16 protein-coding genes and 1 pseudogene are annotated in these 15,723 nt (G+C 47.5%); 10 read left to right on the top strand and 7 right to left on the bottom strand.

Going from position 1 to position 15,723, the window contains the following annotated elements; genetic code table 11:
- Positions 1–11 precede the first annotated feature (11 nt).
- The 6 genes from B147_RS0118465 to B147_RS0118435 all read left to right on the top strand — a co-directional run bounded on the left by B147_RS0118465 (position 12) and on the right by B147_RS0118435 (position 4,164).
- The gene (locus B147_RS0118465; RefSeq protein ID WP_020588689.1) at positions 12–539 is read left to right on the top strand and encodes a DUF309 domain-containing protein; all 528 of its coding nucleotides are present in this window, start codon (positions 12–14) and stop codon (positions 537–539) included.
- Between the two features lie 132 nt (positions 540–671).
- Entirely contained in the window at positions 672–1,394 is a 723-nt protein-coding gene (locus B147_RS28870) for a gamma-glutamyl-gamma-aminobutyrate hydrolase family protein (RefSeq protein ID WP_020588688.1), read from the top strand.
- 270 nt (positions 1,395–1,664) lie between these two features.
- Complete coding sequence (locus B147_RS0118450) at positions 1,665–2,516, top strand: cytochrome c3 family protein (RefSeq protein ID WP_020588686.1); 852 nt, start codon at positions 1,665–1,667, stop codon at positions 2,514–2,516.
- Between the two features lie 258 nt (positions 2,517–2,774).
- A complete protein-coding gene (gene tmk / locus B147_RS0118445; RefSeq protein ID WP_051085686.1) occupies positions 2,775–3,419 on the top strand; it encodes a dTMP kinase in 645 nt (214 codons plus the stop codon).
- Between the two features lie 11 nt (positions 3,420–3,430).
- The gene (locus B147_RS0118440; RefSeq protein WP_020588684.1) at positions 3,431–3,841 is read left to right on the top strand and encodes a DUF3842 family protein; all 411 of its coding nucleotides are present in this window, start codon (positions 3,431–3,433) and stop codon (positions 3,839–3,841) included.
- 131 nt (positions 3,842–3,972) lie between these two features.
- Positions 3,973–4,164 carry a CooT family nickel-binding protein gene (locus B147_RS0118435; protein WP_020588683.1) on the top strand — a complete coding sequence of 64 codons (192 nt, stop codon included), beginning with the start codon at positions 3,973–3,975 and terminating at the stop codon, positions 4,162–4,164.
- Here the strand turns inward: B147_RS0118435 and B147_RS31855 are convergent.
- The 4 genes from B147_RS31855 to B147_RS0118420 form a co-directional block, all read right to left on the bottom strand.
- A complete protein-coding gene (locus B147_RS31855) occupies positions 4,151–4,522 on the bottom strand; it encodes a hypothetical protein (RefSeq protein WP_157237949.1) in 372 nt (123 codons plus the stop codon). The genes B147_RS0118435 and B147_RS31855 overlap by 14 nt on opposite strands.
- 237 nt (positions 4,523–4,759) lie before the next feature.
- Entirely contained in the window at positions 4,760–6,163 is a 1,404-nt protein-coding gene (gene gltA, locus B147_RS0118430) for an NADPH-dependent glutamate synthase (RefSeq protein ID WP_020588682.1), read from the bottom strand.
- Positions 6,164–6,195: 32 nt separating this feature from the next.
- Positions 6,196–7,035 (bottom strand): sulfide/dihydroorotate dehydrogenase-like FAD/NAD-binding protein, encoded by an 840-nt coding sequence (locus tag B147_RS0118425; RefSeq protein ID WP_020588681.1) that lies wholly within the window; start codon positions 7,033–7,035, stop codon positions 6,196–6,198.
- Between the two features lie 459 nt (positions 7,036–7,494).
- Positions 7,495–9,438 carry a phosphoenolpyruvate carboxykinase (GTP) gene (locus tag B147_RS0118420; protein ID WP_020588680.1) on the bottom strand — a complete coding sequence of 648 codons (1,944 nt, stop codon included), beginning with the start codon at positions 9,436–9,438 and terminating at the stop codon, positions 7,495–7,497.
- A 366-nt stretch (positions 9,439–9,804) separates the two neighbouring features.
- Between B147_RS0118420 and B147_RS0118405 the strand changes: the two genes are divergently transcribed.
- Positions 9,805–10,731 carry a PHP domain-containing protein gene (locus B147_RS0118405; RefSeq protein WP_020588677.1) on the top strand — a complete coding sequence of 309 codons (927 nt, stop codon included), beginning with the start codon at positions 9,805–9,807 and terminating at the stop codon, positions 10,729–10,731.
- Positions 10,707–11,162: a pyridoxamine 5'-phosphate oxidase family protein gene (locus B147_RS0118400; RefSeq protein ID WP_020588676.1), complete on the top strand. Its 456-nt coding sequence runs from the start codon at positions 10,707–10,709 to the stop codon at positions 11,160–11,162. Before B147_RS0118405 ends, B147_RS0118400 begins: the two co-directional genes overlap by 25 nt.
- Before the next feature lie 400 nt (positions 11,163–11,562).
- Here B147_RS0118400 and B147_RS0118390 read toward each other — a convergent pair whose 3' ends face one another.
- Both B147_RS0118390 and B147_RS33570 read right to left on the bottom strand, forming a co-directional pair.
- A complete protein-coding gene (locus B147_RS0118390) occupies positions 11,563–12,039 on the bottom strand; it encodes a hypothetical protein (protein ID WP_020588674.1) in 477 nt (158 codons plus the stop codon).
- Positions 12,040–12,228: 189 nt separating this feature from the next.
- Positions 12,229–12,489, bottom strand: a pseudogene (locus B147_RS33570) (IS4 family transposase); the annotation flags it as partial.
- Between B147_RS33570 and B147_RS0118380 the strand changes: the two are divergent.
- Both B147_RS0118380 and rd read left to right on the top strand, forming a co-directional pair.
- On the top strand, positions 12,466–12,726 hold the full coding sequence (locus tag B147_RS0118380; protein ID WP_020588672.1) for an LUD domain-containing protein: 261 nt from the start codon (positions 12,466–12,468) through the stop codon (positions 12,724–12,726). The pseudogene B147_RS33570 and the gene B147_RS0118380 overlap by 24 nt on opposite strands.
- A 143-nt stretch (positions 12,727–12,869) precedes the next feature.
- Positions 12,870–13,028 (top strand): rubredoxin, encoded by a 159-nt coding sequence (rd, locus tag B147_RS0118370; RefSeq protein WP_020588670.1) that lies wholly within the window; start codon positions 12,870–12,872, stop codon positions 13,026–13,028.
- 214 nt (positions 13,029–13,242) lie between these two features.
- Here the strand turns inward: rd and B147_RS0118365 are convergent, their stop codons facing one another.
- A complete protein-coding gene (locus B147_RS0118365) occupies positions 13,243–15,723 on the bottom strand; it encodes a heavy metal translocating P-type ATPase (RefSeq protein WP_020588669.1) in 2,481 nt (826 codons plus the stop codon).

Below are 15,723 nucleotides of genomic sequence, written 5' to 3'. Positions count from 1 at the left end.
TTAGTGCAGGTATGATGAAAAGACTATTTAACCCTTTTGAAGACCGGGCAGACCGGGATGTCAGAAACTTTTTGGGAAGTGCATTTATCTTAGCCCTGCATAAAAAAGACCTGGCGCCTGTGGACCAGGTGGTTTCGGATCTGGACCCCGAAAAATTGTCCGGGCCTGCGCAAAATTACATTAAAGCACGGTATGAGCTGTATACCGCTGTCCTGGCGAAAATGTCGTCGAATCCGATGCTGAGTTCCGATATCTATGCAACAGCCGGTCTGCTTTGGGATGACGCCCTTTTTTTTGAGTGCCATGAATGGCTTGAGCAGAACTACAGGGGGCTTAAGGGACAGGAAAAAAAAATCCTGCAGGCAATGATCCGCACTGCAGGTACATTTGAGTTGCTGGCCTATAACAGAAAAAAGGCGGCTGTCTCCGTTGCAAGTAAAGCCCTGGCCGTGCTGGAATCCTACTTTTCACAGGTGCCTGAGTCATTCAATATTCAGCCCAAAATCGTCCGCTTAAACGCTGTTGTCAAAGAAGCCTAAAAAGGATTTTACACCGGACTGGAATAAAATTTGATAAGGATCAGAAAAAAGTTTAACGGACTACCATCTTGATTTATAAGGTTCATTGAACTTTGCTTTCGGCTTATGATTAAAATCAGCGGAGAATCTAATATGCCTGTTTTCATCGCCATTGCCGCCAATACGGAACGCAATAAAAATGGCCAGACCATCACCAGCGTTCCCGTGGTATACAGCCATTGTATTCAGCGAGCCGGGGGCGTGCCTGTTATCCTGCCGCCCACCGGGGATGAACAGATGGTAGCCTTGATGATGTCCCGTGTCAGTGGCCTGATTCTCCCCGGCGGCCTGGACATGGACGCCCATTTTTTTAACCAGGAGATGCATCCGGCCTGCAGGGCCAGTGATCCGGAACTCGATATCTTTCAGATCACTCTGGTGAATCTGGCAGTGGAACTTCAAATGCCGCTTCTTGGCATTTGCAGGGGGGCCCAGGTGGCAAACGTGGCTTTAGGCGGCTCCCTTATTCAGGATATTCCCAGCCAAATGCCTGAATCCGATATTGTTCACATGCAGGAGGTTTTCTCCTATGGCACGGACCATGATGTCCGCTTTGAGCCGGATTCCAGGTTGTACAGTTTGTTTGGTGAATCCATCCGCATCAACTCCCGGCACCACCAGTCAATTGATGCTCCGGGCAAAGGTATTCGGATCACGGCATGGGCCCCGGACGGCGTGGTGGAAGGCGCAGAGCATGAGTCTTTGCCCATTGATCTTGTGCAGTGGCATCCTGAACTGCTCATGCAGAAAAGTGATGGCATGCTGCCCTTATTCAACCGGTTTATCCATAACTGCAAAGAGAGACTGAATGTATAGACGTTTGGAAAAATATATAATTATTCCAGGTAGTTGTCTGTTTTACTTCAAGGGTTTGGAATTTTTTTTAGGTGCCTGTAGCGAATTTTTAGCCCTGATGGCCAAATTTCAGGTTGATTTTATAAACATTAATTAATATACAAAAGACAACTTTATATACTAGCGCATTGAATCAGCAATAATGTTTATGCGATATTAAATGCCGGACAATTAAAATACTCCCGGTTACTTGAGGCACAATCTGACATAACAGCTTTTTGGAGAGGGATCATGAAACGATTATTTCTCATTGCAGTACCCTGGTTTGCTTTTGCTTTTATTTTGACGGGCGTTGCCCTTGCTGAGGACCCTGAGGCTACATTTGAGCTTCCCACCGGTACCATGACCTTACAGGCTCCCCAGGATGCCAAATACAAGGCCACACTGTCTTCGGTTACTTTTCCCCATTCCCTTCATTTTTCCTATTCCTGTCAAGAGTGCCATCACACTTGGAACGGAACTGCTCCCATAAAAAGTTGCGGGACAAGCGGCTGTCATGAAAATTTCTGGGCGCCGAAACCTGGTCAGGCGGATGTATCGGAAAATGGTGCAAAATCCATGGTAGGGGCTTATCACCAGGCATGCCGTGACTGCCATAGAAATGAGGCCGACCAACAAAAAGCTGCCGGTTCCAAGAACATTGTTACAGGGCCTGTTGCCTGTGCCGGGTGCCATCCTGATCCCCATTCAGATGTTGTGGATAGTGATGAAACGCTGTCTATCCCCTTGGGTATTATTACTATTGAGGCACCTGAAGGGGTGGAAGCCACAAGAGGCTCTGTCGGTTTTCCCCATGGACTTCATTTTCAGTTTGCCTGTAAAGACTGCCACCATGACTGGGACGGGGAAAGCGAAGTTGAGTCATGTACTTCATGCCATAGTGAAACCGAACCCTCGGGCACCAGGAGTGTTAAGAATGAGGAAAACCAGATGTACTATCTGGCGGCCTACCATAATGTCTGTGTAACCTGCCACCGGGATACCGCCAAGAAACGCCGGGCAGCAATGTCGCAAGGGATAGACAAAGCCGAACTCCCCAAAGCTGCTCCCGTTAATTGTAAAGGTTGCCACAGTCCGTCTTAAACCCGACTATTCGGGGTTTAAAATATATCAGCCCGGCAGGTCCCGGTTACCGGGGTCTGCCGGGTTTATTTTGTTGTATGAAGGACAAAGTCATTAACTTAGGCGTTAATGGCAAGAAACTGGAAACAAGAAACAAGAGGATGAAGTGCCTTTGGCTTCCATTTTATATGCCAGTCTGCCAATAGTTTCCAAATTTCCACTGTTATTGTGTCCAATAGGAGTTGGGCATCATAAAAAACTTAAGTTAACGACATTGATATGAAAGAAATAGGTTTGGGAAAAGAGATCCGGGGTAGGTTCGTGGTGTTTGAAGGCATTGACGGGTCAGGCAAAACCACCCAGGTGGAGTTGCTTTGCAAGCGCCTGGCGTCCCAGGGTGCACGAACCTTCGCCACATGTGAACCCACAGACGGGCCTGTGGGACGTCTGATCCGCCAAATGCTGTCCGGTTGTCTTCCCGCGGACCAGCGTACCATTGCAAGCCTCTTTGCTGCCGATCGTACCGAACATTTGATGGATTCTGAAACCGGTATTCGCCGAATGGTGGATAACGGTACGATTGTGGTGTGTGACAGGTATTATTTTTCTTCCTATGCCTATCATAGCCAGTATATGGATATGGAGTGGGTGATTCAGGCCAATCGACTCAATGCCGATATTTTAAAGCCGGATATCACCTTGTTTATTGATGTGGACCCCCAAATCTGCCTGAAACGGCTTCAAACCACCAGAAAACACCTTGAAATCTATGAAAAAATAGATATCATGAAGCAGGTGCGGGCAAATTATTTGGCAGCTTTTCACCGCTTGGATGGCCAGGAGCGCGTGGTTGTGATCGACGGAAATGATTCTGTGGAGAATGTAGCCGAAGCGGTCTGGAAGCAAGTCTGCCTTGTAATTTAACAGGAAAAAACATGAAAAAAGTGTGTGTTATCGATGGTCAGGGTGGCGGTATCGGATCGACCATAATCAAGCGGATCAAGGAGCGGTATGAGGAATCCATTGAAGTGATTGCCCTTGGCACCAACGCCATTGCCACTGCCCAGATGCTTAAAGCCCGCGCAAATAAGGGCGCTTCCGGCACCAACGCCATTGTTCAGACAGTTAAGGGCGCTGATATGATCATCGGCACTGTGGGAATCATTATGCCCCATGCCATGATGGGAGAGGTCACCCCCCAGATGGCTGAAGCCGTATCGTGCTCCCAGGCTAAAAAGGTGCTTTTACCTCTGACCCAGGAGAATATTGCCATTGTCGGGATGGTGGGTTCGCCTTTGCCTCAGTTAGTGGACGAATTGTTGGATGTTTATTTTCCTCCGATATAGCAACAACAGGTTTTGGGTATAATTAACATCTGATAACCTGTATATTATAATTTACTGGGATGTTCTTTCGAAAATAAAAAAAGGAAGATGTCCTTTGGCAGTAAAAGATCTAAAGATCAGGAGTGCATATTATGTGTGAAGCCAATGCATATCTCGTGGACAAGGATGGACAAGAGTCTCTGTTTCTGGAGGCTGTGGACAAGGTGGAACCCGAAGAAGAGGGCATCCGCCTGGTCTCTATTTTTGGTGAACAGAAATTTATAAAAGGAAAGATAGATTCCCTGTCTCTGGTGGACCATAAGGTGTTTATCAAACCTGAATAGCCGCTATGGGGTTATGGATTTTCATCATGTCCAACTTCGGCATTAAAGCAGGATTTTTATAACGGCCACGGGCCGTCCTTGGTCTATCTACACCCAGGCTTTGGTCTACAACAAAGATAGAAAGAATCCAGTTAGTTGCTGGAGACTTTTTTATAAACGGCCATGGGCTGTCTGGATTATCAGCACCTATACGCAGCCCACAACAAAAGTTGAAAGAAAAGATCATCTGGATGTACATAACGGTAAAACGCAAAAGGCGGGCTGGATAAGCAAATCCTGACCCGCTTTGGTTTTTGTGGATTCGTTTCCGACATTTTGTATCAGCCGACTGAGCTAAAAAATTCGTATTTGAATCCAAAGTTGCCCTAATGCAAGACGCAAATTTTAACCGTAGGAATACATGAGTTATTTCAAGGAGTAAAATTTGCGACCAGCGAATTGATCGGCAAAATTGACGGTTTTCGGCCGGGTACTAACTAAAAAGCTTCGCCTACAAGGCCATGGTGTCTGACAAAAGGGGCGAAGGCATACATAGAGTATGTCGATTGAGCATCTGGTCAGGCGCCATGACGGAGTAGGCGGATACTTTTAAAAGTTACCATCCAAGGGTCAGGTAAGCATGCATGGAGGTGGCTGCAGCACGGCCTGCACCCATGGCAAGGATAACCGTAGCCGCACCTGTAACGATGTCTCCGCCGGCCCAGACAGCTCTTTTGGAAGTCTTGCCGTTGACGGGATTTGCAACAATATTACCCCATTTATTCAAATTCAGGTCTGGAGTGGATTTGGTGAGCAGCGGGTTAGCGTTGGATCCCACAGCCACCACAACCAGATCACAGTCTATTTTGAACTCGCTGCCTTCAATGGGCACAGGCCGGCGGCGGCCGGAAGGGTCAGGCTCGCCCAGTTCCATTTTTAGACATTCCATACCGGTGACGCGACCGTTTTCATCCCCTAAGAACTGGGTAGGATTGGTCAAAAGCATAAACTCAATTTGCTCTTGTTCCGCATGGTGCAGTTCCTCATTCCTTGCGGGCATCTCATCCCTGGATCGTCTGTAAACAACCTTGACCGAGTCTGCACCTAAACGCATGGCGGTTCTGGCAGAGTCCATGGCCACATTGCCGGCACCAAGAACCACGACATTTTTACCCCGGGCAATGGGGGTGTCGTATTCAGGGAACAGATACCCTTTCATCAGGTTGGTCCGGGTCAGGTACTCATTGGCAGAATAAATACCGATGAGGTTTTCGCCGGGCAGGTTCATGAATCTGGGGAGCCCTGCACCCACGCCGATGTATACTGCGTCATAGCCTTCATCAAACAGTTCGTCAATGGTGACGGTGGCACCGATGACAGTGTTACATTCAATCTTTGCCCCCATCTTTTCCAATGTGGCCACTTCCGATGCAACGATTTCTTTGGGCAGACGGAATTCGGGAATGCCGTATACCAGAACCCCGCCAGGTTTGTGAAATGCTTCGAAAATGGTAACATCATGGCCCAGGGCTAAAAGGTCGCCTGCTACTGTCAGCCCGGAGGGGCCGGAACCGATAACCGCCACTTTTTTACCGGTTTTTTCAGCGACAGCAGGCGCCTCACCTGTACCGTTTTTGCGTTCCCAGTCTGCAGCAAAGCGTTCAAGATAACCAATGGCAACAGGTTGCTCTCTTTTGCCGAGCAGGCATTTGCCTTCACATTGTTCTTCCTGGGGACAGACCCTGCCGCAGACTGCGGGAAGGGCATTGCGTTCCCAAAGTTTTCTGGCGGCAGCGGAAAAATCACCCTCAGCTATGCATTTGATGAATGCAGGAATGGATACGGAAACCGGGCATCCATCCATGCAGGCTGGTTTTTTGCATTGAAGACAGCGTTTGGCTTCGGTTATTGCCATCTCTTCGGTAAGGCCCAAGGGGACTTCCATAAAATTTCTGCGCCTGACATCCGGGTCCTGTTCTGGCATCACTACCCGGTCAACTTTTACTTTTTTATCAGCCATTTATTCCTCCATATACCCTAGAAACGGGCGCGTTAATTTGTATTGCATCTGCATTTGTTGTAAGCATCCATGGATTGTTTCTCAACTTCCGTATAGGATGCAAGCCGTTTGGCAAGTCCATCAAAATCAACCTGGTGACCGTCAAATTCAGGGCCGTCCACACAGGCAAATTTTTTCTTTCCGCCTACGGATACCCGGCATCCGCCGCACATGCCCGTGCCGTCTACCATGATAGGATTCAGGCTGACCATGGTCTTGACGCCTTTTTCTTTGGTGATCAGGCTGCAGAATTTCATCATGGGAATGGGGCCGATGGCCACAACCAGGGCGATGTCCTCTTTTTCGATGGTCTCCTTAAGTATATCCGTAACAAATCCGTGATGGCCCATGGAGCCGTCATCGGTGCAGATATACAGGTGATCAGAAGCTTCTCTCATCTTTTCTTCCAGGATAAGCAGATCATAAGTCCTGGAACCCAGAATAGCCGTAACCTCATTGCCGGCCTCCTTGAGGGCCCGTGCGATGGGATGCAGCACGGCAATACCGGTGCCGCCGCCCACGCAGACAACCTTTCCTATCTTTTCAATATGGGTGGGCATACCCAGAGGACCGATGAGCGCATAGTATTCTTCACCGACCTTAAGATCCCGGAACCGGGCAGTAGATTTACCAACAACCATGTAAATGATGGTGATGGTCCCTTTTTCAGGATTTGTATCCGCCATGGTCAACGGGACACGTTCACCGGTCTCGTCTGCCTGAAGAATGACAAACTGGCCGGGTTTGGCCTTTCTTGATATGCGGGGCGCGTCTATTTCGTTGAGGATAATGGTCCCTTGGGCCAATTCCTCACGATGCACTATTTTTGCCATTATTATTCTCCTTCTTTGAATGTGAAAAATAATTTATAAATGTGTTCAAAAAAATTTATGAAATTTTTCCTCGTTAATAAATTAAATAGAAGTATATATATATTTGTCGTTCTGCCTAAAATCAAGTGGAAAACGGGTATAAAATTGTAGACAATTGTTTAAAGTTAATAAAAATGTAAAGGCATCTTACGTTCTTTTTACACAAAAGCGTTTAAAACTATAATTTAAGGGCAATTTAAGAAATACACCCGGCATAAGTCCTTTTTCAAGGTTCAGGATCAAAATTTTGGAAATAAATAATGCAATTAATCTTAAATTAAATTGAATTGAAACGCTGTGCTTCTACGTGGTGAAATAAAAAAAGTGGGCAAAGCCCACTTTTTTACACTGGAAGATTAGAAAATTTAAATAACTTCGGGGTTTATTGCTTTAAAATCATTTAGAATACAGAATTTGGTCTCAAATTAAGTTTTCAAAAAAATCGGGCATGATGACATCCCCGATTTTTTTCTTCAGATTCAAAAGCGCTGTTTTTTGTACTGCCAGGATTTCAAATAGTTTTTTTGGAAGATTTTCCTCTTTTGCATATGCCTTTTCCTGAAGCTCAATGCGCTGGATGATTTTTACCGTGTACAGGGCAAACTGCATATCATAAAGCGATCTTGGGTAATCCTTATCAATGATCTGCTTGAACAGTCCGGCCAGATCATTGTAGCAGGGCAGGTTGCCGATGGGGGTGGGCAGGTACCCGACTTCATTATGGGCGTATCTTTCCAGCCAGGCCAGCCACACTTTGACGTCCTGTTTTTCCCCGAGAAGCTTGTTTGAATCGCCCCCCCTGGCCTGATGGGTCAGAAAATAGTTCAGGCCTGCCATGACCGGTTTGAATGGTTCCTTTATATCCGGGTTGTTGAAGAATTTAAACTGGGCGTCCATATAATCGCCTAAAGCGCCGGGAATAAAAGGAGCGTTGGCCCAGGGTGCGCGTTTAATACCTGTAACGCCGACTTCTGTGGCCGTGGTTGCAGATACAATGCAGGCACCGATGACCACACCGGCATCCGGGTTCTTTGCCACCCATACCGGCGGCATGGTGTCCGCATCCCTGCCTGAGTATGTAAATATCCGTGTCACCACCCCTTCGGGATTGGCTGCTTCAGAGGAGTAGTTGTCAAGATTTTCCGAGGCCAGGGTGCATCTGGAGTTTGGATGGGAGATGGGGATGGGTTCCGACTTGTCATTGGTTTTTCCCTGGTGCCATTCACCCTGGAAGTTAATTCCCTTTTTGGGGGCAGGCTCCATATTGCCCACCCAGTGGGGTTTAAAATCTTCATCCATAAGGACGTTGGACCAGATCACTTCGCAGCCGGGCCGGCGTAAGACTTTCATCAACAAAGGATCACCTTCAAAGTTTATCCCCTCCACAATCCCGAATATCCCGTTTTCCGGGTTGATGGTACGTACGGTTCCGTCTTGGGCGATCCACATCTGGGCCAGGTCGTCGCCTATAAATACATTTCCGGCCATGGCCGTGGTGGTTTTTCCGCATCCCGAAGGGGCCGCGCCGGCACACCAGGTGGTCCGGCCCCCCGGTCCGTTGACGCCGGTAATAAACATATGTTCGGACAACTCCCTGCCCCGGTCCCGGTATACTGCCTTGTCCACGGCAAATCTGTGATTGCCCTTTTTAAGCAGCAGCGTGTTGCCGGCATATGTGCATTTCCATGCATAGGTGGTCTGGTATTTTCGATCCATGAACACCCGGGCATGGGGAAGATCCTCGGTGCGGTTCAGGCCTTCGGAGTGTAAATTGGTGAAAAAATATCCCTTTTGTTCAACTTCCCGGTCGAAATCATCAAATGCGTTTCGGTAAAGCAACTCTGCACTGTGGGATATATAGGCCGAGGATGTCAGTTCCAGGGCCGGGTTGGCTGCAGGGGAGCCCACCGGCCCTCTCATGTAAAAGCCGACAATCATGGTCAGGTTTTCCATGATGCCGGACATGTGGCTCTCAATCTGCGCTGCGGCTTCTTCAGGTGGCATACGGTTGGCAAGGCTGGATACCAGATCCTGGGGGGCGGCAATATAATAGGTGCGGTCCACAATCCGTCCCTGCTCTCCGGCCAGATCAAAATGGATGGTGTGCCCGTCCATGGCAAGGGCACGCTCCTCGCCCTTTTCAAGGGCAATTTTTCGAATGGTATCCTTGTCTTCTTCTGAGCCGGTATTAATAAATACCTTTGACGGCCTGCAAAGGGCAATGGCATTGGCGATACGGACCAGTACATCCGGGTGTTTTATCTTGGCAATTTTTGCTGATTGTGTGCTGTCTAATTTTGATTCAAACAGATTCAGGGCCTGATTGGCAGAGTTGATTTTTCCAAGGGTATGTAAAGGGTCCATAGGTAGTTAAGTCCAGATGATTATGGATTGTCAACGTTCAACGGCTTGTCTTTATTATCTATCAATTTTTTTTGACAGGCTTCAGACCGGTTGTGATCTTTAAAAAGTGACAATATTGTTTGATTCTCTGGCCGGTCAAGCATTTTAACCCGAATGGTAATGCAGATTACCAAGAATTTCCAGTGCTTGAAACCGGCTGTGGCGCCAGTTTATAATAGCTGTCCTTTCTACCATTTAATCTATGAAAATCAAATAAAATATTACAAATTGGTTAAAAAAAGAAAATATGCCCGGGTCGGTTTAAAATATGATAAAAAAGGTATCATTGTATAAATTAAGTAAGATTTCACTCCCAGGAGGAAGTTGATGACATATATATTTGCAGACTTGCACAATCACACCACCGCATCGGACGGGGACTTTTCACCCGGTGAACTGGTGGCCCGGGCCGCGGGCATGGGCATCAAGGTTATAGGCGTCACCGACCATGACACCCTCGACGGCCTTGAACCTGCACTGAATGCTGGAAAAACTGAGGGTATCGAGGTTTTTCCGGGAGTTGAGATCTCTGTTCGGTTCAAACGGGACTTTTTCACGGGCACTTTGCATGTGTTGACCTATTTTTCAAGCGCGTTGTTAAAAGATTCAGGATTTGTCTCCCGGTTTAAAACTCTTTTGGCCGGAGGACGGGGAGAGGGTCTGGTCCGGGCAAGAATAGAGAAGATCAACCAGATGTTCGGGCCTGGCAGTGAATCTCCTTTATTGCCAAGGGATCTTGTCTTTGAAGATATTGCCGCATATTCGGACAATGCCTCCCGCCGCCATTTTGCCATGGCCCTGGACGAGAAACTGGGTATTTCGGATAAAGACACCATTACCCGGATCATCGGCAATGACAGTCCCGCCTATCTGCCTTCGGGGGTAGACCTTGGTCAGGTTAAAAGGTTTCTAAAGACCGAACCTGTGGTCGCCGTGCTGGCCCACCCGGCTGCCGGTTCTTTTCCCGGGGAAGGACATTACAAGGAGGTGCTGCCGCCCCTGGAAACCGTGGCGCGTCTGCTGCCCGAGGTGCTGGATGCCGGTGTCAAAGGCCTTGAGGTTCATTATCCGGGCCATGCACCGGAACATAAGGTTTTGCTTCTGGACTGGGCACATAAACATGACCTGCTTGTCACCGGCGGTTCGGACTGCCATGACAATGTTAACCGTCCTTTGGGAGCAGCAGGGGTAGATGAACAGGAATTTATGCGGTTAAAGCAGAGGGTGCTGTGCGTAGAAACGAAAAGCAGATAACCGATCAGGATCAGATTGACAGTATCATAAAACAGGCCAAAGTCTGTCGCCTTGGCCTGTCAGACAATGGGCAGCCCTATGTGGTGCCGTTGCATTTCGGGTATGATCCGCCTTTTTTATATTTTCACGGGGCAGATAAGGGGCGAAAATTTGACATTCTGGCCGTCAACCCCCGGGTCTGTTTTGAATTTGATGAACTTATAAAGCTGAATAAACACGCATCTGCCTGCAATTGGGGTACATCTTACACCAGTATTATTGGTGAAGGAACGGCACGTATTCTTGTTGATTCGGAAGAAAAAATCAAAGGCCTGGACTGTATCATGTCCCAGTACTCTTCCCGCACCCATGAATTTGGTGCGCAGGATCTGGCTGAAACCGCCGTGATTGAGGTCACCATTTTAAGGATGACCGCCAAACGGTCCGGGTGAGACTCATCTTCAACGGTCGTAATCATGATGTCGATGGGGAAAATATCATAGATCTCCTCAGTGATGTCCGGTTAGGTTTTTGCATCACGTGATGTTATTGGTTCTTTTAAATCATTGTCTCCAATCGGTTCAGAGTTAGCTTGGCCGTTAAATAACTCATTCAAAATTTTAGTTCGTAATTGTCGAATCCTTCCAAAATTTGAACCTTTTTCGATTTCGACGATCACAGGATCGTCGATAATATCGAACACGAATTTCAACCGAACTATCTGTACAAAGCTGAATCGAAACGGTCCCAAATCCTTCGCTCTTCATCCGTATATATTGTCAATAATTCACTTTATTGACAATACAATTGAGACTAAAAATGTCAGGATAGTTCCCTGCAAAGGAATGAGGATTATTTATAGATGATGGCAGATTTAATCTTCATGTCGATCCATATGCCCCCTGTTTCGGTTACTTTCATGATGCCTATGACATCTGCCTCCCCAGCGCGATACCCTTCCTCATAGAAAGGGCCTTCAACAACGGTAATTTCCGGATGTTCATAAAAAGAACCATCCGGATACTCTGTCATCTCTGACACAAGGTCGAATCGAGAGTGGTCGTCACAAACAACAATCTGCTTGAATTTCAATGCTTCGTCAGTTACATAAGGGACCCCTCGAACCCCACACTTAAGCCTAACCTTCCTGTCCTTTGATCTAAAAGAGATTGATCCTTGAGTGATTCCTTGTTCTATATCTATAAAATTTGCATAGCCCTTGCCGATAAACTCGAACTCGGTGCAATCCTCAGCAGACACTGTATTATTGAAAATCAATCCGAAAGTGATTAATGTAACGACTAAAAACGCGATTGTGAATTTTCCCATTAGGTCCCCCTTTTTTATTCTAAGCTTTAAGAAATATAAATTTATTTTTCAGACTGTTACTGACTTGAAAGAATTATCTTCTGATTGTCTCCTTTAATTTTGGCAAATTTTATGGTCCCGTTTCTTAATAATTTGTAACGTTGACAAAATTTAATAAAGTTGGGCTTTGTCTGTCAATCAGGGGAACCCTTAATTTTTGGTTTTTTTCAGTGATGTTATTGGGTCCTTGAAATTATTGTCCCTAATCGGTTCAGAGTTAGCTTGGCCGTTAAATAACTCATTCAAAATTTTAGTTCGTAATTGTCGAATCCTTTTGATGGAGACTTTTTCATTGAATTCTTCATGGCAATATATTGCCATCAGCAAATATGTTATAAGACCGCCCAAAATTTGAACCATGAGACCACACTTGCTCCTGGCAATTAGGTGATAACCTTTAAGGTGCTCCTTTCCGTTTCGCTTCTGCCCTCCATCCATGTGGCGGTCATCAAAAAAGAGCAAATTCTGTCTGCCATGAAAGAACGTTACGCGTTGCTCAAATATGATCCGGACACAAGGGGAGAAGGGCTTCCCCACCACATGGTTATTATTTCAGGCCTCAGCAAAACTGCAGATATCGCGTTTGTGATGGTGCACGGTGCCCATGGTCCCCGTGCCCTTTATCTCTATGTGATCACAGGAGAATAAGAATGTATGAACAGGTAGCACAGTTTTTCTTGAAAAAACTGGTTATCAGATTATATTTTATGGTTGTTAACTCTCAAAAATCATCAAAAATAAGAGGATTTTGATGCGCGTTGTAAACTAAAAAACACAAAAGGATATGTATTATGGAAAAGTATGAATGCACCGTTTGCGGTTATGTATATGACCCCGAAAAAGGTGACCCTGATAATAACATTGCCCCGGGAACATCGTTTCAAGATCTTCCCGAAGACTGGACTTGTCCGGTATGTGGTGCAGCAAAAAAAGATTTTGAAAAAGCTTGATCCGCTCTGACAACGATTCCGACCAGGTCGTGTCGGATCTCAAGACGCGTCAATGTAAGCATATTGCCGGCAATTGCGACCATGGCTTTATTGACGCACCTTATCCTCCCCCTATGGTTGCATAAAAAATTTGGCGCAACCATGGGGATTTTTGTGGGAAGTGTCATTGATCTTTTTCAATAATTCTTCGCAATTTAAAGTCCAAAGTTCAAGACTACCCGTCCAGCTGCCTTCCAAACCGGTTAAGCAGTAGGGAATTGCCCACAACGGACAGAGAGGAGAGCCACATGGCGATGGCGGCGGCTTCCGGGGTCAATGATATCCTGAATGCCGGGTACAGGATGCCTGCGGCCACGGGAATCATCATAACGTTGTAGAAAAAGGCCCAGAAAAAATTGCGTTTTATGGTGGAAAGGGTCTTCTTGCCTAATCGGACGGCCCGGTCCACATCTTTTAAATCATTTTTCACCAGCACCACCTCACAGGTTTCTTTGGCCACGTCCGTGCCTGAACCAATGGCAATACCGATATCTGCCTGGGCAAGGGCCGGGGCGTCGTTGATACCATCACCCACCATGGCCACTTTTAACCCTTTTTCCTGCCATTTTTTTACCTGGTTGATTTTATCTCCAGGCATAACCTCGGCCGCCACTTCATCAATACCGGTCTGGCGGGCTGCCCAGCTTGCTGCCGCCTTATTGTCCCCGGAGACTAGGGCGGTTTGAATGCCTGCCACATGTAGTTGCCTAATGGCGTCCTTTGCCTCGGGTTTGATTTGGTCTTCTAAGGCGATTACCCCTTTTACCTGGTGGTCCAGGCTGATGAAAATAAGGCTCTTTCCCTGGCCTGCCAATTCCCGACCCCGGGTTCGGATATCATCGGGAATGTTGTCGTCGGCCACCAGCGTTAGGTTTCCGGCCCTGAGCAGTTGGTCGCCAAGGCGGCATTCAATACCCCTGCCCGAGAGCTCTTTTGAATCCGAGGTGATTTCAGGACTAATTCCCTTTTCCCGGGCAAAACGCGTTACCGCCGGTGCCAGGGGATGGCTGGAATTGGTTTCGGCGCCGGCAGCCCAGGACAGCAATTGTTCCTGAGTAATATTTTTGCCGGGAAAAACACCTGTAACCGAAGGCATTCCTGTTGTCAGGGTACCTGTTTTATCAAACAAAACCATGTCCAGATGGGAAATGTTTTCCAGGGCAGATCCTTTTTTAAACAGGATACCCCGGTTAAGGCCTAAACCGGACCCCACCATGACAGCCGTGGGCGTGGCGAGTCCCAGGGCGCAGGGGCAGGCAATGACAAGAACAGCGATCATGCGTTCAAAGGCAAATAAAAACGGGGTGGAACCGGATGGGATAAATCCGGGTGCAGTAACGTACCATACGGCAAAGGTGATCAGGGACACAGCTGTTACAACAGGGACGAAGATGTTGGAGGCTGTGTCGGCCACCCGCTGGATGGGTGCCTTGTCTGCCTGGGCATCCTCCACCATTTTAATAATTTCGGATAACACCGTATCGTTGCCGGTGCGGGTGGTAGTCATTGTGATGGGTGCGGACAGGTTGATGGTGGCACCTGTGACCTCATCTCCCGAAGTTTTTTCAACCGGAAAGGACTCACCGGTGAGCATGGATTCATCCACTGCGGTATCTCCCTTGAGGATTTTTCCATCCACGGGAATTTTTTCACCGGCCAGGACCCGTACCGTATCACCGGGGACGACCATGGAAACATCCACAATCCGTTCCTTGCCGTCCTTGATCACCCTGGCCGTGTCTGCATTCAACGCCAAAAGCGTTTTAAGTGCCTGGCCGGTCTTGCCCTTGGCCCTTGCCTCGAGCATTTTGCCGATCATGATAAAGGTGATGAGCATGGCAGAACTGTCAAAAAACAGCATTTGGGAAGGATCCAAAAAGATCAGGGAAAAAAGACTGTAAAAATAAGCGGCGCTAACCCCTAAGCTGATGAGTACATCCATATTGGCCAGCCGGTTTTTTAGCGAATAGTACGCTCCTTCAAAAAAGGTTCGGCCGGAGACCGCCATAACAGATGTGGCCATGATGCAAAGGATAATGTTAGTGGCCACAGGCCCAAACGGCATGACATGCATGATGACCATCATGGGGATGGTGATAGCCAATGCAAACAAAAATCTGAATTTTTCCCGACTGCCGCCGGCCTGGTCCTGGTCGGTTTCAAGGGATGCGCTGTAACCGGCATTTTTGACTACGTCCAGGATCTTTTGATCATCCAGCAGATCCGGATCATATGAAACAAAGCCTTTTTCAAGGGGGAGATTGATGGCTGTTTCTGCGATGCCCTCCGTTTTTGCAAACGCCTTTTCAATGGCCAGGGCACAGTTGGCACAGTGCATTCCTTGGATGGAAAAGCTTATGTTGCAAAGCGGGGGTGCTTCATTCTGGCTTTCGGATTTTGCATCAATTCGGCCGGACGATCCGTCTTCATCGTCCCCAGCCCCTCCCGGGGTCAGGGCATAGCCCTCAGCCACAATGGCATCTTTGAGTTCATCTAACGAGGCTGTGTCGTCTTCCAGTGCCAGGGTGACGGTTTCCTTTTCAAATGAGGCTGCTACATCACTGATCCCATCAAATTTTTCAAGGGCTTTTTTTACGGCATTTTCACAGTGCGTGCACATCATGCCGTATACTTTTATTTCAAGGGTGGTGGTCAT

Origin of the sequence: Desulfobacter curvatus DSM 3379 (assembly GCF_000373985.1) — a bacterium.
Classification (GTDB): domain Bacteria; phylum Desulfobacterota; class Desulfobacteria; order Desulfobacterales; family Desulfobacteraceae; genus Desulfobacter; species Desulfobacter curvatus.
Note: the sequence above shows the minus strand (reverse complement) of the source record. Positions and strands in the feature narration are given on the sequence as shown.